This window comes from Mycobacterium sp. NGS51, assembly GCF_059812525.1.
Genome location: NZ_JCALCV010000014.1, coordinates 126,706 through 145,836, shown reverse-complemented (window position 1 = coordinate 145,836; position 19,131 = coordinate 126,706). Strand labels below are relative to the sequence as shown.

Sequence of the window (19,131 nt, the reverse complement as noted above, 5' to 3'; positions counted from 1 at the left end):
CCCAAACTGGAGCCGATGACGGGAATCGAACCCGCGTATTCAGCTTGGGAAGCTGATGTTCTGCCATTGAACTACATCGGCGCGGATGCTTGACGAAGGCTAGCATCCGGCGCCGCGCCGTTCACCGGCAACGCAGCCGCCCACGCAGCCGATACGCTCGTCGGGTGCTGCTCTCCGATCGTGACCTCAGAGCCGAAATCGCCGCCGGCCGATTGGGCATCGACCCGTTCGACGACGCGCTGGTGCAGCCGTCCAGTGTGGACGTCCGCCTCGACAGCATGTTCCGGGTGTTCAACAACACCCGCTACACCCACATCGACCCAGCCAAGCAGCAGGACGAGTTGACCAGCCTGGTGCAACCGGTCGATGGCGAACCGTTTGTGCTGCATCCCGGGGAGTTCGTGCTCGGTTCGACGCTGGAGTTGTGCACGCTGCCCGAGGACCTGGCCGGCCGCTTGGAAGGCAAGTCGTCGCTGGGACGGCTGGGGCTGTTGACCCACTCGACCGCCGGCTTTATCGACCCCGGCTTCAGCGGCCACATCACATTGGAGCTCTCCAACGTCGCCAACCTGCCGATCACGCTGTGGCCGGGGATGAAGATCGGCCAGTTGTGCATCCTGCGGTTGACCAGCCCGGCCGAGCACCCTTACGGCAGTGCGCGCGCCGGGTCGAAATACCAGGGTCAGCGCGGCCCGACGCCGTCTCGCTCCTACCAGAACTTCCTCAAATCCAGCCAGCCGTAACGCCGCGCCGTAGAGCCGAGTGAGGCATCGCACGGTCGCGGCCGCCCTGCCAAACGCGAGCGGGCCGGTAGGCTCGAAATAACAGGGTCAGCGGGGACGGGTTAGGTGCTGCCCACTATCGCGCGTACCTAGCAAACTACTTTGGAGGAAGTAGTGGACATCGTACTGGGTGTGTCGATGGCACCCTCAGCGGTCCGGATGGTGCTGGTCGAGGGCGAAAATGCCGACGGTGCGACCGTCGACCGGGACAACTTCGAGATCAACGGCAACGGTCATGCAGTAAACCCTGCCGTGACCGACCAGGTGATCTCGGCCATCATGGGCACCCGTGAAGGCGCCGCCGAAAGCGGCTACCACCTGACGTCGACCGGCGTGACCTGGACCGATCAGCTCGAGGCCGCCGCGCTGCACGACGCGCTGGCCGCCCGCAAGATCGAAAACGTCATGCTGGTGTCGGCGTTTTTGGCCGCGGCCGCGTTGGCCCAGGCGGCCGCCAACGCCTCCAACTACGCGAACACTGCACTGCTCTTTATTCAGCCGGACTCCGCCACCCTGGCCGTGGTGGACTCGGACGACGGGTCCGTCTTCGACGTGCACCGCCAGCCGCTGCCCGAAGACGACGACGCGGCCGTTGCCGAATTGGTCAAGCTGGCTTCCGACGCCCAGGCGCTGGAAGAGCGCCCCGACGGCTTATTCGTCGTCGGCTCTGGCGTGGACATCCCGTTGATCAAACCGGCGCTGGAGGCCGCGACGTCGCTACCGGTGAGCGCACCCGCGGAACCCGACCTGGCGCTGGCGCGCGGGGCAGCCCTGGCCTCCGCGAACGCACCGCTGTTCGCGTCGTCGACCGCCGCACTGGCCTACGCCCAGGATCCCGGCACCGGCGCCGTGGACCCGTATGCCGTCTCGCCCGGTTACCTCGCCGCCGCGAATGTTCCCGCCGATGCGGAGTCGGGGGACGGGGCTCTCGCCTACAGCGCGGTCCCCGACGAGGAAGCCGAGGCCTACACCGCAGAAGGGGCCCAGGCGTACAGCGACCTCGACGACCAAGACGAAAACCTGGATTCGGGCATGCTCGACTTTCGGTTCGCGCAGGGCGAGTCACCGAGTCGCAGGCCGTTCCTGACTGCCATCAGCGTGCTGACGATCTTCGTCGGCGGCGTTGTGGCACTGGTCATTTCGCTGGCGTTCACCATCCGGCCGTCGGTCAGCGAACGACCCGACATCGGACACAACGTCGTCGCCCCGTCTAAGCAGGCTCCTGCGCCACCGCCGCCGTCGGCACACGTGCCCGCCCCGGCTCCCGCGCCGCCCACGCCGGCCGCACCTCCGCCTGCACCGGCTGGCGCTCCCGCGCCTGCACCTGCGCCAGCCCCGGCACCCGCGCCGGCTCCCGCGCCCGCGCCGGCTCCTGCTCCTGCACCGCCGGCTCCGCCACCGCTGCCGCCGGTACTGCCGCAGCTCGGCGAGATCTTGGCGCCGCCGCAGCAAGGCCCACCCCTTCGACCGCGAGGCGATGACCACGGCGGCGGTGGCTGGGGACACGGTCGTGGCGGCGGCCGCGGCCACGGCGGCGGACCGGGGATCAAGATCCCGCTGCCGGTGCCGGGGCTCAACCTCGGTATCGGGTAAGCGCCGGTTCCTCCGCCCCGCAAAAACGGGTACTCCTCCAACCGGACCCTGACGGCGGCAAAATTTGGAGGAGCAGTGGACACCGTACTTGGCGTGTCGATGGCACCCTCGACGGTTCGCATGGTGCTGGTGGAGGGCGAAAACGGCGACGGCGCCAACGTCGAGCAGGATGACTTTGCCCTGCCCGGCCACGGCGACGCGGCGCCGCCCGGCGCGCCGGAGCAGGTGGTGTCGGCGATCCTGGGCACCCGGGAAGGCGCGGCCGAAGGCGGCTACCAGCTGGCATCGACCGGGGTGACGTGGAGTGATCCGACCGAGGCCGCCGCGCTGCGCGACGCACTGGCTGCCCACAAAATCGAAAACGTCATGCTGGTGTCGGCGTTTTTGGCTGCCGCCGCGCTGGCCCAAAGCGTCGGCAGCGCCAACGGCTACGGCCGAACCGGCCTGCTGTTCGTCGAACCCGATGCCGCGACGACCGCCATTGTCGATTCCGCGGACGGATCGGTCATCGAGGCGCGCCGCGAGCCGTTTACCAGCGGTGATCCCGCCGCGGAGTTGGCCGCGATGGTCGGCGACATGCAGACTCTGGAGTCGCGCCCGGACGGACTTTTCATGGTCGGTTCCGGGGTGGACGTCGGCCCTCTCAAGCCCCAATTGGAAGCGACCACTTCGCTGCCGGTGAGCTCACCCGAGGAGCCCGCGACGGCGCTCGCCCGCGGCGCGGCGCTGGCTTCGGCGCACGCGCCGTTGGTCTCGTCGTCCACCGCGGCGCTGGCGTATGCACAGGATCCCGGCACCGGTGCGGTCGACCCGTATGCGGTGACTCCGGCATATCGTCCGATGCCCGACGCGGCCGCCCAAGCGGGAGGCGACGCACTTGCCTACAGCGCCGTCGCCGACGACGAAGCCAACGCTCCCACCGCCCTCGCCGACCGCCAACCAGTGGAGCCAGATCAGGATCAGCAGAGCCGGCCGCGCAGGCGATTGACCCTGGTGTCGGGTGCGGTGGCCGCGATCTTCGTGGTCGGCGTCGTGGCATTGGCGATTGCGCTGGTGGTCACACTGCGCCCGACGGGTGAGCAGCCCAATCCAGGGCACAAGATGGTCGTGCCGGGCAATTCGGCACCGCAGCAAGCGCCGCCTCCCGCCCCGCCGCCACCCGCCTCGGCACCGGCACCTGCACCCGCTCCGGCGGCCCCGGCTCCAGCGGCGCCCGCTCCCGCACCCGCTCCAGCACCGGCCCCTGCGGCTCCCGCGCCGGCGCCTGCCCCCGCCGCTCCGCCACCTGCGGCGCCGGTGCCGCAAATACCGCAGATCCCAGGGCTTCCAGGCGGCGGTGGTGGGCCGCCCGGTATTCCGGGTGGTGGCCACGGCGGCGGTCACGGCGGCGGTCACGGCGGCGGTCATGGCGGCGGTGGCGGGATTCCCGGCGTCCCGGGCATCCCGGGAGTCCCCGGGCTGTAGCAGCAAACTGTCATCTGACGTTCGCTTATCGATCAGGGAGCGGTCACGGTCAGCTCGTCGCGACCGCCTACACACGGTGTTATGCGATGCACCGTCTTCGGCACGGGTTATCTGGGCGCCACCCATGCCGCCGGGATGGCCGAGCTGGGCCATGACGTCGTCGGGGTGGACATCGATCCGGGCAAAATCGCCAAGCTGGCGGGTGGCGACATCCCGTTCTACGAGCCGGGCCTACGAAAGCTGTTGAGCGACAATCTCGCTGCGGGCCGGCTGCGGTTCACCACCGATTACGAGATGGCTGCCGAATTCGCCGACGTGCATTTCCTGGGAGTCGGCACGCCGCAGAAACGGGGCGAATACGGCGCCGACCTGCGCCATGTGCACGCCGTCATCGACGCGCTGGTGCCGCGGCTGACCCGCCCATCGGTGATCGTCGGCAAGTCCACGGTGCCGGTGGGTACCGCCGCCGAACTGGGTCGACGCGCGCGGTCCATCGCGCCGCCCGGAGTCGACGTCGAGGTGGCGTGGAACCCGGAGTTTCTGCGCGAGGGCCTGGCGGTGCAGGACACGCTGCAGCCAGACCGCATCGTGCTGGGGGTGGAACCTGGCTCCACGTACGCCGAGGCCGCCCTGCGTGAGCTGTATCAACCGCTGCGACAGGCCGGTGTGCCGTTCCTGGTCACCGATCTGCAAACCGCCGAACTGGTCAAAGTGGCCGCCAACGCATTCCTGGCGACCAAAATCTCGTTTATCAATGCAGTCTCCGAAGTCTGCGAAGCCGCCGGCGCCGACGTCACGATGCTGGCCGACGCACTCGGACACGACCCGCGCATCGGCCGCCGATGCCTCAACGCCGGCCTCGGTTTCGGCGGCGGCTGCCTGCCCAAAGACATCCGGGCATTCATGGCCCGCGCCGGGGAGCTAGGAGCCGACCAGGCGCTGACGTTTCTGCGCGAAGTCGACAACATCAACATGCGCCGACGCAGCCGCATGGTCGAACTGGCCACCACCGCCTGCGGCGGGTCACTGCTGGGCGCCAACATCGCTGTGCTCGGCGCCGCGTTCAAACCCGAATCCGACGACGTGCGCGACTCGCCGGCGCTCAACGTCGCCGGCCAACTTCAGCTCAACGGCGCCGCGGTCAACGTCTACGACCCCAAAGCGCTGGAGAACGCGCAACGGCTGTTTCCGACCCTGAACTACGCGGTGTCGATCACCGAGGCGTGCGAGCGCGCCGACGCCGTGCTGGTGCTCACCGAGTGGCCGGCATTCGTCGACCTCGACCCCGGCGACCTGGCTCATCAGGTGCGCGCCAAAGTCATTGTCGACGGCCGCAACTGTCTCGACGTCGCCCGCTGGCAGCAGGCGGGTTGGCGGGTGTATTGCTTGGGCCGCCGCGTAGCCTAACCGGGTGGATTACGCGGCAGCATTTCTCGAGGAGAACCGCGCCTTCGGTGAGGTGATCCGCAGCGGCGACCCGTCGACCCCAGTGCCGACCTGCCCGGACTGGACGATCCAGCAGCTGTTTCGGCACGTCGGCCGCGGCGACCGGTGGGCGGCGCAGATCATCACCGACCGAGTCGACCACTTTCTGGATCCCCGCTCCGTTGAGGGCGGCAAGCCGCCACCAGACCCCGACGACGCCATCTCGTGGCTGTACGCCGGGGCGCGGCGGCTGATCGATGCCGTCGAGCTGGCTGGCGTGGAAACCCCGGTGTGGACCTTCCTCGGACAGCGTCCGGCGTATTGGTGGGTGCGGCGTCGCCTGCACGAGGCGACCGTGCACCGCGCCGACGCTGCGCTCGCGTTCGGTAGCGAGTACACGCTGAGCGCCGAGTTGGCGGCCGACGGCATCAGCGAATGGCTGGAACGTGTGGCAGCCCAGGCCGGACGCGACGATAGACCGATGCCGCTCGAGCAGGGCAACACCGTGCACCTGCACGCCAGCGATCCCGGGTTGGGCGCCTCGGGCGAATGGACGATCGGCGTCGGCGACTCCGGGATCACCTGGTCGCATGACCACGGCAAGGGAACGGTGGCGCTGCGGGGCCCCGCCGCCGACCTGCTGTTGGCCGCCACCCGGCGGGTTTCGGCCACCGACACCGATATCGCGGTGTTCGGCGACACCGCGGTCTGGCAGAATTGGCTCGACCACACGCCGTTCTAGGTCAGCCCGACCCGGTATTTTGCAGTCCATGAGCACATCGGAGATCGCTACCGTGCTGGCTTGGTACGACGCCCTCAACGCGTCCGACATCGACACCTTGGTCGCCCTGTCCAGCGACGACATCGAGGTCGGCGACGCACACGGTGCCGGTCAGGGGCACGACGCGCTGCGCCAATGGGCGAGCGATCGCCCGGGCGGCACCGAACCGGGCAGGATGTATGTGCACGACGGCGTCGTCGTCGTCGAACACAAGGCCAGCCCCGACGATTCGCCCGCTAACGTCGTTGCCGCGGCAGCGTTCCGGGTGGTCCACGATCACATCACCTCGGTATTCGGTCATCGCGACTTGGCGGCCGCACTGGCCGCGACCGATCTCACCGAGGCCGACCTCGTCGACTGAGGAGTAGCACATGCGCGGCATCATTCTGGCCGGCGGATCGGGCACCCGGCTCTATCCGATCACAATGGGCGCCAGCAAGCAGTTGCTGCCTGTCTACGACAAACCGATGATCTACTACCCACTGTCCACGCTGATCATGGCCGGCATTCGCGACATCCAGATCATCACCACCGGCCACGACGCGCCGGCTTTCCAGCGACTACTCGAGGACGGCGCGGCATTCGGCATCAACATCACCTACGCGGTACAGGACCGGCCCGACGGCCTGGCCCAGGCGTTCGTCCTCGGGGCAGACCACATCGGTAACGACTCGGTGGCATTAGCCTTGGGAGACAACATCTTCTACGGCCCCGGCCTGGGAACAAACCTCAGCCGCTTCCAAACCGTCGACGGCGGAGCGATTTTCGCCTACTGGGTGGCCAACCCATCAGCCTACGGTGTCGTCGAATTCAGCGACGACGGCATTGCGTTGTCGCTGGAGGAGAAGCCGGCCACCCCGAAATCGCAATACGCGGTTCCCGGTCTGTACTTTTATGACAACGACGTGATCGAGATCGCGCGTGGCCTGCGGCCGTCGGCGCGCGGCGAGTACGAAATCACCGAGGTGAACCAGATTTACCTAAATCAAGGCAGGCTCGGCGTCGAAGTGCTCGCACGCGGCACCGCCTGGTTGGACACCGGGACGTTCGATTCCCTTTTGGACGCCAGCGACTACGTCCGCACCGTGGAACGACGGCAAGGCCTCAAGATCGGTGTCCCCGAGGAAGTGGCCTGGCGCAGCGGCTTCATCGATGACGAGCAACTGGCGCAGCGCGGCCGGTCGCTGGCGAAGTCCGGGTACGGCAATTACCTACTGGGCCTGCTGGAACAACGCTGACATCTTGCACACCCAAAGGTGTGCTTACTGGCGATAGCTGGCCAAGAAATTACCCAGCCGCTCGATCGCATGAGACAGGTCGCGTGCCCACGGCAGCGTCACGATGCGCAGATGATCGGGTGCGGGCCAATTGAATCCAGTGCCCTGAGTCACCAGAATCTTCTCCGTCAACAGCAGATCCAGCACCAACTGCTCGTCGTCGGCGATGTCGTACACCTCGGGATCCAGTCGCGGGAAGGTGTACAGCGCACCCGCGGGTTTGACGCACGACACCCCGGGGATCTCGTTGAGTTTGGTCCACGCCACATCGCGCTGCTCGAGCAGCCGGCCACCCGGAAGCACCAGGTCGTCGATGCTTTGGTAACCGCCCAACGCGACCTGGATGGCATGCTGCGCAGGGACATTGGGACATAGCCGCATGTTCGCCAGCAGGTGGATGCCTTCGAGGAAACTGCTGGCGTGGTCTTTGGGACCGGTGATCGCCAGCCAGCCGGCCCGATAGCCGGCCACTCGATAGGCTTTCGACAATCCGTTGAACGTCAGGCACAACAGGTCGGGCGCTACTGAAGCCATGCTGATGTGCTCGGCGTCGTCGTAGAGGATCTTGTCGTAGATCTCATCGGCGAGCAGCAACAGCTGATGCTTGCGCGCCAAATCGGCTATCTGAGTGAGGACTTCGCGGCCGTAGACGGCACCGGTCGGGTTGTTCGGATTGATCACGACCAGCGCCTTGGTGCGCTCGGTGATCTTGGACTCCAGGTCGGCGATGTCGGGCTGCCAGCCCTGAGTCTCGTCGCACAGATAGTGCACCGGGGTGCCGCCGGCCAGTGACGTCGACGCCGTCCACAGCGGATAGTCGGGCGCCGGGATCAACACCTGATCGCCGTTGTCCAGCAAGGCCTGCAGCGTCAGCGTGATCAGCTCGGAGACACCGTTTCCCAGGTAGACGTCGTCGACGTCGAACCGCGGGAAGCCCTCGATGACTTCGTAGCGGGTGACCACCGCACGCCGCGCCGGCAGGATTCCCTTGGAGTCCGAGTAGCCCTGCGCATTCGGCAACGCCTGGATCATGTCGCGCATGATCACGTCGGGAGCTTCGAACCCGAACGGTGCCGGGTTACCGATGTTCAGCTTGAGAATCCGGTGGCCCTCGGCCTCCAGCCGTGCGGCGTGATCATGCACCGGGCCACGGATCTCGTAGAGGACATCCTGCAGTTTGGACGACTGCGCGAACGTGCGCTGCCGCGGCGGATGCCCGGTGGCCTGCCAGGGCAGCTGATGCGTAGTCACGTCAACTATGGTGCCACGGTTGTCCAGTGAAAATTCGCTAAAGCGCCTCAGCGCTTGCCCGGGGGCCGCGCGCCTTTGGCGATCCCCAGCCCTTTGACCGGGGGCGTTGGCGTTTCGCTGTCGCCATCCTGGTCCGTGGAGGCCGGCTTGGATTCCGGTTCCGGCTTTGCTTCGGGCGCCGGCGCCGACTCGGCATTCGCCGGTTGCGCGGGGGCTTCTGCGGGTTTGGCAGCGGCTTTTTTGGCGCCGGGTCGTTTGGCCCCGGCGGCGATGCCCAGCCCCTTGACCGGCGCGGCCGGCGCCTTGGCTTCCGGTTTGGCTTCGGCCGTGGTCTCTGCTTCCGGCTTTGCTTCCGGGGCGGCCGCGGATTCTGCTGGTGCAGCGGTCTTCTTGGCGCCTGGCCGCTTGGCGCCGGCGGCCATGCCCAACCCCTTCACGGGTGCGGCGGGCGCCGCGGCTTTGGCTTCTTGCGCCGGTTGCGTTGGCGCTGCGGCCTTTTTGGCACCGGGTCGCTTAGCGCCACCGGCAATACCCAGACCGGTAACGGCCTTGGTGGCCTTCTCCTGCGTGGGCGCGGCGGTTTCCGCTTCGGTGGTCTCCTTGGCCGGCGCGGTCGCGGCGGGGGCTGCCGCGGCCTTCGGAGCGGCTTTCGGGGCGGCCTTGGCGGCCTCCTCGGCAGCCGTGCCCTTCGCCGGCAGCGTGACGTTGCTGCGGTCGATGGTCTCCAGCAATATGTTGGCCACGTCGCGCACGTCGACATCGGTGCGGCCGGCGGCTTCGGCGCGGTCGTTGACGCCGTCGCTGACCATCACCCGGCAGAACGGGCAGGCGGTGGCCACGGTGGTGGCGCCGGTGCCCAGGGCCTCGTCAACCCGCTCGTGGTTGATCCGCTTGCCGATGTGCTCTTCCATCCACATCCGCGCGCCGCCGGCGCCACAGCAGAAGCTGCGCTCGGCATGTCGCGGCATCTCCGTCAGCGTCGCACCCGAGGCCCCGATCAGGTCGCGCGGCGCCTCGTAGACCTTGTTGTGCCGGCCCAGATAACACGGGTCGTGGTAGGTGATCGAAGGTCCGTCGCCGCCGTTCCTATCCACACGGTCGACCGGCACCAGCTTTTTGTCGCGCACCAGGCGGTTGAGCAGCTGGGTGTGGTGCAGCACGGAGTAGTTGCTGCCCAGTTGCTTGTATTCGCGGCCGATGGTGTTGAAGCAGTGCGGGCAGGTGACCACGATCTTGCGGTCGACGGTCTCCACGCCTTCGAAGACTCCGTCGAGCGTCTCGACGGCCTGGGCGGCCAGCTGCTGGAACAGGAACTCGTTGCCCGAACGGCGCGCCGAGTCGCCGTTGCAGGTTTCCCCGGTGCCCAGCACCATGAATTTCACCCCGGCGATGGCCAGCAGTTCGGCGACGGCCTTGGTGGTCTTCTTGGCCTTGTCGTCGTAGGCGCCGGCGCAGCCGACCCAGAACAAGTACTCGTAGCCGTCGAAACTGTCGACGTCTTCGCCGTAGACCGGGACGTCGAAGTCGACCTCTTTGATCCAGCTGGTCCGGTCGGCGGCGTTCTGCCCCCACGGGTTGCCCTTGGTTTCCAGGTTCTTGAACAGCACCGAGAGCTCGGAGGGGAACTCCGACTCCATCATCACCTGGTAGCGGCGCATATCGACGATGTGGTCGATGTGCTCGATGTCCACCGGGCACTGCTCGACGCAGGCGCCGCACATCACGCAGGACCACAGCACGTCGGGGTCGATCACGCCGCCCTGCTCTTCGGTGCCGACCAGCGGGCGGTTGACCTGCTCGGGCCCGGAGCCGGGCACCCGGCCGAACCCGGATTCCGGGACGTGGTGACCTTCGCCGCGACCGGACTCGATGTAGCCGCCTTCACCGGCCTCCTCGCCGGCCTGTTTCTCGCCGAGCAGGTAGGGCGCTTTGGCCATCCAGTGATCACGCAAGTCCATGATGACGAGCTTGGGCGACAGCGGCTTGCCGGTGTTCCAGGCCGGGCACTGCGACTGGCAGCGTCCACACTCGGTACAGGTGGCGAAGTCGAGCATGCCCTTCCAGGTGAAGTCCTCGATCTTGCCGCGGCCGAATTCGGCGTCATCGGGCGGGTTTTCGAAGTCGATCGGCTTGCCGCCGGACTCGATCGGCAGTAGCGGTCCCAAACCGTCGGGCAGCCGCTTGAACACGACGTTGATCGGCGCCAGGAAGATGTGCAGGTGCTTGGAGTGCAGCACGATGATCAGGAACGCCAACATGACGCCGATGTGCAGCAGCAGTGCAACGGTTTCCAGGATCTCGTTGCCGGTGTGGCCCAGCGGCTTGAGGATCACACCGAACAGGTGTGAAACGAATGCCGCCTTACCGTAGGGCAGCGTGCCGTTGTTGACGGCCGCCCCACGCAGCAACACAAACGTCCAGACGACGTTGAAAATCATGAACAGGATCAGCCAGGCCCCGCCGTTGTGCGAGCCGTAGAACCGGGAGGCGCGCCCGATCTCACGCGGATTGCGCAGGAGACGGATGATCGCAAAGGTGACGATCCCGGCAGTCACCGCAACGATGAAGAAGTCCTGAATGAAGCCGAGCACGTCCCAGCGACCGATAACCGGGATGTGGAATTCTTGGTCGAACAGCAACCCGTAGGCCTCGATGTAGACCGTCAGCAGGATGAAGAAAGCCCACATCGTGAAGAAGTGGGCCAGGCCGGGGATCGACCATTTCAGCAGCCGGCGCTGCCCGAAGACCTCGGAGAGCTCGATCCAAATCCGTTCGCCGATATTGTCGGTGCGTCCGCTGGCCGGTTGGCCGGTCAGGGTGAGTTTGGCCAGCCAGCCGACCCGTCGGGCGGCGAACAGCACCACGAGCGCCGTCATGCCCAGGCCGACTACCAGTCTGATCAGCATCTGTGTGTCCACTGAGCGTCTCTCCAATTCTGGCGCTACTGATCGGTAACTTAAGTAATGTTACTAGCCGGTAACTTAGCTGCAGGTGCCTGCTCGGCCAGCTCATAGTGACATCTTTGCGGCGACGAGCGCGACCAAGGCTGCCCTAACTCATGCCCGTAGCGAGCGAGCGGCCCGTCAGCGGCCGTAGGTGGGCGTGACCGGCACCAGCGTCGGGATCTGGGCAGTCGTGGGCGGACGCGTCGTGACCGGCGGGTAGGTGAAGGTGGTGGTCGGTTGCGTGGTCGTCGGCATGGTCGTCGTCGGTCGGGTAGTGGTAGTCGTCGGTTGCGTCGTCGTGGTGGTCACGGGCGGCTGGGTGGTCGTTGGCGGCGGTGGTGGCGGTGGGGCCGGATTGACCGGCTCGATCGGCTCGGGGGCGGGCGGCTCGGTCGCCGGCGGCGGTGGTTCCGTGGTCAGCGGTCCGACGCTGGGCAATTGGCTCGGTGTGGGCACGGTGGTGGTGCTTTTGGTGGGGTTCTGGTTGGCGGCGCTCAGCTTGAACACCACGACACCGGCCCCGAGCAGCGCCACCAGGGCGGCGGTCGCGGCCACGCTGAACAGCACTCCTGATCGTTTGTACCAGTGCGACCGTTCGGGCGCGGCGGGCGCTGGCGGCGGGGCAGCCGGCGGGGCGGGAGGCGGGGCCTGCTCGTATTCGCCGCTGTGGTCCTCACCGGTATAGGGCAGCGGCTCGCTACCCGTGGAGGCCTCCTGGGACCAGGCCAAGGCGCGATAGGTCGCCGAGCGGGCGCCGTCCTCGACCGATTGCCCCGCGGCCGCGGCGCTGACCCCGGCGGCCCAGCCCGCGGGGACCATTTCGGTTGGGTCGCTCCGCTCGACCTCGTCGATACCGCGCGGCTCCGCTGGGGCGGCGACGGTGGGTCCAACCGCAGTCGGAGGTGCCGCGGCGGCCACACCGCTCGTCGACGATTGCTGTTCGGCGAGGACCGCCGCGCCGATCGCAGCGCTCAGCGTGGGTTGTGGTGTGGTCACCACCGGCACCTGCAGCCGCTCCTCCAATTGGTGAGTGACCAACGGGATGCATGCCCCACCGCCGACCGTCGCGATCGCTGCCAGTTGGGTTCTCTGAATTTCTTTGTGCCGCAACATATTTTGGACGCAGTTGACGAACCGCTCGAGCGGTCCGGAGATCAGGTCCTCCAGCTCCGCGCGGGTGAACCGCACCTCGTCGCCCAGGCCGGGCATCTCGGCGGGCACCACAGCGACCGTCGCCGCGGACAGTTGCTCCTTGACGCGCCGGCATTCGTCGAGGCGGCGCACCGGCGAGCCGACCGGCCCGGTGCCCACCGCGTCGGTGCTGCCGGTACCGCGAGCCTGCAGTCGGTTCAGGATCGCGCGATCGACTTGGTCGCCGGAGAATTCGGTGTAGCGGACGGTTTCACCGATGTGCCGAAAGTTTGCTGCCGCGTCGGTGAGGGTGAGGCTGGTGCCGCTCGCACCGAAGTCGCACAGCGCGACGACGCCGTCCGTCGGGAATCCCGGTTTCGCGTACAGCGCGGCCAGCGCCGTGGTGGCGTCGGAAATCAAGGCAGGCAATGCACCGTTGGGTGTCAGCGCGGGTTTGGCGCGCAATGCCTCGCGCAGCGCAGCGACCGCGTTTTGGCCCCAGTGCCCGGGAACCGCGACCGCCGTTGGCGCGCCGCCGCCAGCGGCGCGGGCCACCGCGTCGAGGGCTTCGGCCGCCAACACGTCACTGCGGTGAATCGATCCGTCGGGCCCGATGAACGGCGCCGGGTCGTCGACCCGCTCGATGAATCCGCTCAAGATCAGGCCCGGTTCGTTCAGCTTCGGATTGTCCTCCGGGACGCCGACCTCGGGTGGCCGGTGGTCGAACACCGTCAACACCGATCGACGGGTCACCGGCGCGCTCCCCACCCGCGCTGCCACCAGGTTTGCCACCCCGACCGACAGCCCGAGCGGATCGCTCATATCGCACACCTCTGTATCCCACACATGGCCGACGGCCAAGACCCCCCTGGCCCACAGCGCCGGCACTGCCCCACGATCCCTATAGTCAGTCCCCCGTTATGGCGCGCTCTAATCCAGCAGTTATCACAGCGGGCTGCGCACCCCTCACGAGTCGGGCTGCGGTCGAGACAAGATGGGAAACAGCTTGGGGGTTGCTGTGAATACCAGGGTCGTTGGTAACAGGCGAACAGGAGGTTCCGTGGCAAACTCATTGCTGGACTTCGTGTTTGTTCCGGTGCGCAATCCCGATGCCGTCGCACGCTGTGCCGCAGATTCCCGCACAATCGATCGCTGGCACCCACCTTACCGATGTGGCCGGTGCCGCCGTCCGCGCCGGAGTGGTGCTGCTGACGACCGCAATGCCAACGGCTCAGGGGATAGAGGGCACGTGAATGTTGGGCAGGTCCTGCCACCAGTGATGACGGGGCTGTTGCTCAGTCGGCGGCGGGTAAGGCTCCGGCGGTAGGGGTTCCTCGGTTGTCTCGGACGGGACCGTAGTGGTGGTAGTGGTGGTGGTCCTGACCGTGGTCTTCGTGGTGGTGGTGGTCGTCGTCGTGGTAGATGACGGTGTAGTGGTGGCGGGCGTGCCGCCACCGCCGCTGGCCAGGATGACCAGGCCGTAGATGATCACCGCGATCAGGATTGCGACCAGCACGCCCCAGCCGGCCAGCACCCAAGGCTTGAGAAACCAGGGCGACGGTTCGTCGGTGCGGCTGAACAGGTCGTCACCATTGCCGCCTGAGCGCGAGTCGTCGGCGTTGCCAGGTGGTTCGCTGACCCCCACGACGAGCGATGTTATCGCTTCAGAGGCCTGGCGGCAGCGTGATTGCAGTCGGTATCGGCGGCAGGGTGATCACTGACGGCGCGTTGAACGCTCCCGGCGGGGGCGCGCTGGCGGTAGTGGTGGTCGTCGTCGTGGTCGTCTCAGTGGTGGTCGTTGTCGTGGTGGTCGTTGTCTCGGTGGTGGTGGTCGTTGTCGTCGTGGTGGTGCTGGTTGGGGCAGTCGTGGTGGTGGGAGCAGCTGTGCTGGGCGGCACGACCGGCGCGGCGGTGGTCGTCGTGGGCGCCGGTGTGGTGGTGGTCGTGGTGGTCGACGACGTCGTCGTGGTGGAGGTACCGCCTCCGCTCACCAATTGCACGATGCCCCAAACGATCAGTGCGATGAGAATTGCGACTGCCACACCCCAGGCGACCAGCGCTGCGGGTTTGCGATACCACGGGGTGGGTTCAGGTTCTGGCGTGGCGCCGCCGCCGTCGTCGTATTCCGGACCCGCCTGGTACTCGTTGTAGTTGCCGGCGTACTGGGTCGGGTCGCCGCTTTGCCCGTAATTGGGCGCGTACTGAGTCGGCTCGTCGCCGCCATTGCCGGGGGGTTCGTAGCCTGTCACGGTGGGTGATGGTAGCTCTGACCATCGCAGCGACACCGGTGCCACGCGGACGGCAGGCCGACCGGCCGTCGGCGCCTCGGCTCAGATGCCCGGCGGCAGGGTAATCACCGTGTGCGGCAGGGTGATCGTCGACGGCAGATGCGGCAACGGCGGCAACTTGGGCAGATGCGGAGGTTGGTGCGGCGCGGCCGGTGCGGGCTGCCGTGGGACGGGCGCGTTCTGCGCCGGCGGTGGTGGCGGCGGCGGTTCATTCGAGCTGGACGGCGAGGGGCTCGTGGTGGTCGTCGTTGACGACGGGCTGGTGGTGGTCGTCGACGTCGACGACGTCGTCGGGGTGGGCGCGCCACCGCCACCGGTGGAGAGTTCGACCAGCCCGTAGATGATCAGCGCGACCAGGATCGCCACCACCGTGGCCCACGCGGCCAGCAGTGAGCGCTTGCGATACCACGGCGTTGGTGCGGCGTCGGACTCGGCGAGCTGAGCAGATTCGATCGGACCGGTCGGTTGTTGTGCGTTCGGGTCGTAGTCGGCCCGCTGAGTGGGCTGGTTGCTTGGATTATCCGGGGGACCGTAACGGGCCACGGATCGATCCTACGACTGTCACAGCTGGGGCAGCACCTCGTCGGCGAATAGCTGCAGGTGCTCCAGATCCGACATGTCCAGCAGTTGCAAATACACCCGCTGTACACCGGTCTCGGCGAACGGCCCCAGCCGGTCGACGATCTCGTCGGGGCTGCCCGCCACGGGAGAGTTGTCCCGCAGCTCGTCGAGATCACGCCCGATGGCGGCGGCCCGCCGGCGGATCTCTGCGTCGTCACGCCCGGCGCACAGCACAAAGGCCGCGGAATAGGTCATCGAGTCCGCCGACCGGCCCACCGCCTGCACTGCGGCGCCGACTCGATCGAACTGGGCGCGGATGGTGTCCAACGGCGCGAACGGCACGTTGAACTCGTCGGCGAAAGTTGCCGCCAGCCGCGGTGTCCGCTTGGCGCCCATCCCGCCGATGATGATGCGGGGTTGCGGTTGCTGCACCGGCTTGGGCAGCGCGGGGGAGTCGTTGATCGCGTAGTGAGCTCCGGCGTAGTCGAACGTTTCGCCCTCCGGGGTGGTCCACAGCCCGCTGATGATCTCCAGTTGCTCGGTCAGCCGGGCGAACCGCTCGGCCAGCGGTGGGAACGGGATCGCGTAGGCCTGATGCTCCCGCTCGAACCAGCCGGCGCCGATGCCGAATTCGACACGCCCGCCGCTCATCTCGTCGACTTGCGCGACCGACACCGCCAACGGCCCCGGATGCCGGAACGTCGCGGAGGTGACCAGCGTGCCGAGCCGGATCGACGACGTCTCCCGGGCGATACCGCCCAGCGTCACCCAGGAATCCGTGGGGCCGGGCAATCCGTCACCGCTCATCGCCACGTAGTGGTCGGAGCGGAAAAACCCAGAGAAGCCCAACGATTCGGCGGCCTGCGCGACGGCGAGTTGGTCGGTGTAACTGGCGCCTTGTTGCGGTTCGACGAAAACCCGGAAGTCCACGCCCGACAGACTACGGCTGCTGCCCCTGCTCAGAACGTATCCACCTTCTCGATGCTGACGAACATGCCGTGGCCGGTGCGCTCATTGGTGAAGCGGGTGCCCCTCTCGGAGGCATCGATCGTCCAGCCCTGCGCGTCATAGGTGCGGTAGTCGATGGTCACGGCAGGGATGTCGCCCAGGTTGCCCAGCACCCACTGCACGTCCCCGCTGGCGGTGATATTGACACCGTTGGCGTGCTCACCGTCCTTGATCGGCGAGTTGGTGAACTGCGCTTCGCAGCCCACACTGTCCGTCGCGATCTGGCAGCGTGTCTGACCGGATTTGGTTTCGATGAAGACGTAACCGTTCTGGTCGGGCGGCAGCGCAATAGCCCCGCCCGGCGCGGTCGGGCTCGGCGACGGGCTGGGCATTGGCGGCTTCGCCGTCGGCCGAAGGGACGGCCGGGCGGTCGGGAACGACGGTTCGGGCGCTCCTGCGCCCGGGACCGCTACCGGCTTGCCGTCGGTAGACGTGCTGCAGCCGACCACCAACAGCGCTGCCGCCAGCAGCGACCCGCCGATGCGACCGCGTCTTGTCCTCCGCCCAGACATATCGAAATCAGCGTACGCAGGAGGTGACGCCGGTGACTGCAGGGACGCGCCTTGTGCTGGGGTTATCTCCCGTCTGCTTGTGGCATGACCTCGGCGGCGCGGTGAACGGCGTTGACGATGCCTTGATAGCCGGTGCAGCGGCAGAAGTTGCCGGACAGACCCTCGCGGATCTCGGTGTCGGTGGGCTGCGGGTTGTCGCGCAGCAGCGCGGTAATCGACATGACGAAACCCGGTGTGCAGAAACCACATTGCAGGCCGTGGCATTCACGCAGTGCTGATTGCACCGGCGACAGCTCACCGTCGGGGGAGGCGACGCCTTCGACCGTCGTCACCTCCATGCCGTCGGTCTGGACGGCGAAGATCAGGCAAGATCGCACCGCCGCCCCGTCGAGCAGCACGGTGCATGCGCCGCAGGCACCGTGCTCGCAGCCCAAGTGGGTGCCCGTCAGCCCGCAGTGTTCGCGCAGATAGTCGGCCAGCGTCAGCCGCGGCTCGACGATGGCTTCGGTCGGGTGCCCGTTGACCGATACGCGGACCGGCAATTCATTCACTGCGTGCCTCCTGAAGCGCCCGAGTCCAGGCACGCCCCACCATCGCGGCTCCCACTCTGGTTCGGTATGCAGCCGATCCCTGCAGGTCGGCGGGAACATCGTGGAGTTCGGCCATGGCCAGTTCACCGATCTGCTGGGACGTGATGTCGTCGACGGGACGGCCGAGCACTGCCTGCTCGGCGGCCGACGCCCGCACTGGAGTGGACCCGAGCCCAAGCAGCCCGATACCGCACCGGCTGATCCGGTTGCCGTCGTCGAGCTGGACCGCCACCGCGGCGCCGGCGATCGCGAAGTCACCGTGGCGGCGCGCGAACTCCTCGATGGCGAAACCCGACCGGCCGCCCCACACCGGAAAGCGCACGGCGGTCAGTATTTCGCCGGACTCCAGCGAGTTCTCCCACAGCCCGGTGAAAAAGTCGTCGGCAGCGATCTCCCGGCTGCCCGTCGACGACACCGCCTCCATCTGTGCGCCGAGCGCCAGCGCCACCGCGCCGTACTCCGCCGCGGGATCGGCGTGGGCGATCGAACCACCGAGGGTGCCCCGGCTGCGGATCTGAAAGTGCCCGATCAACGGCGTGGCCCGGGTGAGCAGCGGAACGGAATCGGCGACCTCGTCGTCCATTCCGACCAATGCGTGCGGGGTCGCCGCGCTGATCCGCACCTCGTCGCCACACAGGTCGATGCCCACCAACTCGTCGACACGCGAGATGTCGACGAGGTTCTCGAAGTAGGTCAGGCGCATCGCCAGCATCGGCACCAGGCTCTGCCCGCCGGCCAGGATCTTCGCCTCGTCGCCGTACTCGTCGAGTAGGCCCACCGCCTCTTTGACCGACTCGGGACGGTGATAGGCGAACGGGGCGGCTTTCATGACAGCAGCCGGACCAAAGCGGCCTGCAGATCCTCGGCCAGTACTGGATGGGCACCCGCCCGCCGGTTCCGGCGGCCCAGCAGAAACCCGAGCGCTGTCCCGGCGGCAAGACCGGCGATTACCGGCACGGCCCGCTTGGCCAGCGGAAGCGCGACCACCTTGAGGAGGTCGACCGAATCGGTCGCGGGATCCTGCGTGGACGGAGCGGATGTCGTTGCCGCCGAGGAGGTCTCAGTGCCGACTTGGTCGCCGAGTAAGTCGGCCTCGAGCCGTTTGGCGAACTGGGCGATCAGGTTGGTGGACACGTCGGCCAATACGCCGCGGCCGAACTGGGCCGCTTTGCCCGAGATGGTCAGGTCGGTGGTGATGACGACGGCGGTCGCCGCCCCCTCGTCTTTGAGTTGGGCGGTCACCACCGCGGCGGCGTTGCCGTTGCCGCGGGTCTCTTTGCCGTTGGCTTTGAGCACCACCCGCTGGGCGGCCGCGTCCTTTTCCTGGAAGGAGGCGATTCCCTGGTAGGACACGGTGATTGGGCCCACCTTGACCTTGACCGCACCGGTGAACTCGTCGCCGTCGACGCTCAACAGAGTGGCGCCGGGCAGACAGGGGGCGACCCGTTCGACGTCGGTGAGCACCTCCCACGTCTTGGCCGGCGGTACCGCGACACGAAATTCGTTGTTGAGCTCCAACTTCG

Annotated in this window: 18 protein-coding genes and 1 tRNA gene; 8 read left to right on the top strand and 11 right to left on the bottom strand. The window is 67.4% G+C overall.

Going from position 1 to position 19,131, the window contains the following annotated elements:
- Positions 1 to 7: 7 nt before the first annotated feature.
- A tRNA-Gly gene (locus AC5Y5W_RS17785) sits at positions 8 to 81 on the bottom strand.
- Positions 82 to 164: 83 nt separating this feature from the next.
- Between AC5Y5W_RS17785 and dcd the strand changes: the two genes are divergently transcribed.
- From dcd to rfbA, 7 genes are all read left to right on the top strand, one after another.
- On the top strand, positions 165 to 743 hold the full coding sequence (gene dcd / locus AC5Y5W_RS17780) for a dCTP deaminase (RefSeq protein ID WP_500011975.1): 579 nt from the start codon (positions 165 to 167) through the stop codon (positions 741 to 743).
- 153 nt (positions 744 to 896) lie between these two features.
- Positions 897 to 2,375: a DUF7159 family protein gene (locus AC5Y5W_RS17775; RefSeq protein WP_500011973.1), complete on the top strand. Its 1,479-nt coding sequence runs from the start codon at positions 897 to 899 to the stop codon at positions 2,373 to 2,375.
- 75 nt (positions 2,376 to 2,450) lie between these two features.
- The gene (locus tag AC5Y5W_RS17770) at positions 2,451 to 3,839 is read left to right on the top strand and encodes a DUF7159 family protein (RefSeq protein ID WP_500011971.1); all 1,389 of its coding nucleotides are present in this window, start codon (positions 2,451 to 2,453) and stop codon (positions 3,837 to 3,839) included.
- An 81-nt stretch (positions 3,840 to 3,920) separates the two neighbouring features.
- Positions 3,921 to 5,246: a UDP-glucose dehydrogenase family protein gene (locus tag AC5Y5W_RS17765; protein WP_500011970.1), complete on the top strand. Its 1,326-nt coding sequence runs from the start codon at positions 3,921 to 3,923 to the stop codon at positions 5,244 to 5,246.
- A 4-nt stretch (positions 5,247 to 5,250) separates the two neighbouring features.
- Positions 5,251 to 6,006: a maleylpyruvate isomerase family mycothiol-dependent enzyme gene (locus AC5Y5W_RS17760; protein WP_500011968.1), complete on the top strand. Its 756-nt coding sequence runs from the start codon at positions 5,251 to 5,253 to the stop codon at positions 6,004 to 6,006.
- 28 nt (positions 6,007 to 6,034) lie between these two features.
- Positions 6,035 to 6,406, top strand: coding sequence for a nuclear transport factor 2 family protein (locus tag AC5Y5W_RS17755; RefSeq protein ID WP_500011966.1), 372 nt, complete (start codon positions 6,035 to 6,037; stop codon positions 6,404 to 6,406).
- A 10-nt stretch (positions 6,407 to 6,416) separates the two neighbouring features.
- On the top strand, positions 6,417 to 7,283 hold the full coding sequence (rfbA, locus tag AC5Y5W_RS17750) for a glucose-1-phosphate thymidylyltransferase RfbA (RefSeq protein WP_500011964.1): 867 nt from the start codon (positions 6,417 to 6,419) through the stop codon (positions 7,281 to 7,283).
- Positions 7,284 to 7,307: 24 nt separating this feature from the next.
- On the opposite strand, the gene AC5Y5W_RS17745 is transcribed toward rfbA, so the two are convergent.
- The 4 genes from AC5Y5W_RS17745 to AC5Y5W_RS17730 form a co-directional block, all read right to left on the bottom strand.
- Positions 7,308 to 8,600: a pyridoxal phosphate-dependent aminotransferase gene (locus tag AC5Y5W_RS17745; RefSeq protein ID WP_500011998.1), complete on the bottom strand. Its 1,293-nt coding sequence runs from the start codon at positions 8,598 to 8,600 to the stop codon at positions 7,308 to 7,310.
- 20 nt (positions 8,601 to 8,620) lie between these two features.
- Positions 8,621 to 11,491, bottom strand: a complete 2,871-nt coding sequence (locus AC5Y5W_RS17740; protein WP_500011962.1) for a (Fe-S)-binding protein — start codon at positions 11,489 to 11,491, stop codon at positions 8,621 to 8,623.
- 165 nt (positions 11,492 to 11,656) lie between these two features.
- Entirely contained in the window at positions 11,657 to 13,471 is a 1,815-nt protein-coding gene (locus AC5Y5W_RS17735) for an Hsp70 family protein (RefSeq protein WP_500011960.1), read from the bottom strand.
- A gap of 409 nt (positions 13,472 to 13,880) precedes the next feature.
- Positions 13,881 to 14,294, bottom strand: a complete 414-nt coding sequence (locus AC5Y5W_RS17730; RefSeq protein WP_500011958.1) for a hypothetical protein — start codon at positions 14,292 to 14,294, stop codon at positions 13,881 to 13,883.
- A 38-nt stretch (positions 14,295 to 14,332) separates the two neighbouring features.
- On the opposite strand from AC5Y5W_RS17730, the gene AC5Y5W_RS17725 reads away from it, so the two are divergent.
- A complete protein-coding gene (locus AC5Y5W_RS17725) occupies positions 14,333 to 14,800 on the top strand; it encodes a hypothetical protein (RefSeq protein ID WP_500011957.1) in 468 nt (155 codons plus the stop codon).
- A gap of 179 nt (positions 14,801 to 14,979) precedes the next feature.
- On the opposite strand, the gene AC5Y5W_RS17720 is transcribed toward AC5Y5W_RS17725, so the two are convergent.
- The 6 genes from AC5Y5W_RS17720 to AC5Y5W_RS17695 all read right to left on the bottom strand — a co-directional run bounded on the left by AC5Y5W_RS17720 (position 14,980) and on the right by AC5Y5W_RS17695 (position 19,126).
- Positions 14,980 to 15,480, bottom strand: a complete 501-nt coding sequence (locus tag AC5Y5W_RS17720) for a hypothetical protein (RefSeq protein WP_500011955.1) — start codon at positions 15,478 to 15,480, stop codon at positions 14,980 to 14,982.
- Positions 15,481 to 15,498: 18 nt separating this feature from the next.
- On the bottom strand, positions 15,499 to 16,428 hold the full coding sequence (locus tag AC5Y5W_RS17715) for an LLM class F420-dependent oxidoreductase (protein WP_500011953.1): 930 nt from the start codon (positions 16,426 to 16,428) through the stop codon (positions 15,499 to 15,501).
- Positions 16,429 to 16,457: 29 nt separating this feature from the next.
- Positions 16,458 to 17,018: a hypothetical protein gene (locus AC5Y5W_RS17710; protein WP_500011951.1), complete on the bottom strand. Its 561-nt coding sequence runs from the start codon at positions 17,016 to 17,018 to the stop codon at positions 16,458 to 16,460.
- A 62-nt stretch (positions 17,019 to 17,080) separates the two neighbouring features.
- Positions 17,081 to 17,569, bottom strand: coding sequence for a (2Fe-2S)-binding protein (locus AC5Y5W_RS17705; protein WP_500011949.1), 489 nt, complete (start codon positions 17,567 to 17,569; stop codon positions 17,081 to 17,083).
- A complete protein-coding gene (locus tag AC5Y5W_RS17700; RefSeq protein WP_500011947.1) occupies positions 17,562 to 18,437 on the bottom strand; it encodes an FAD binding domain-containing protein in 876 nt (291 codons plus the stop codon). The genes AC5Y5W_RS17705 and AC5Y5W_RS17700 overlap by 8 nt, the downstream gene beginning before the upstream one ends.
- The gene (locus AC5Y5W_RS17695; RefSeq protein ID WP_500011945.1) at positions 18,434 to 19,126 is read right to left on the bottom strand and encodes an SRPBCC family protein; all 693 of its coding nucleotides are present in this window, start codon (positions 19,124 to 19,126) and stop codon (positions 18,434 to 18,436) included. Before AC5Y5W_RS17695 ends, AC5Y5W_RS17700 begins: the two co-directional genes overlap by 4 nt.
- Positions 19,127 to 19,131 lie beyond the last annotated feature (5 nt).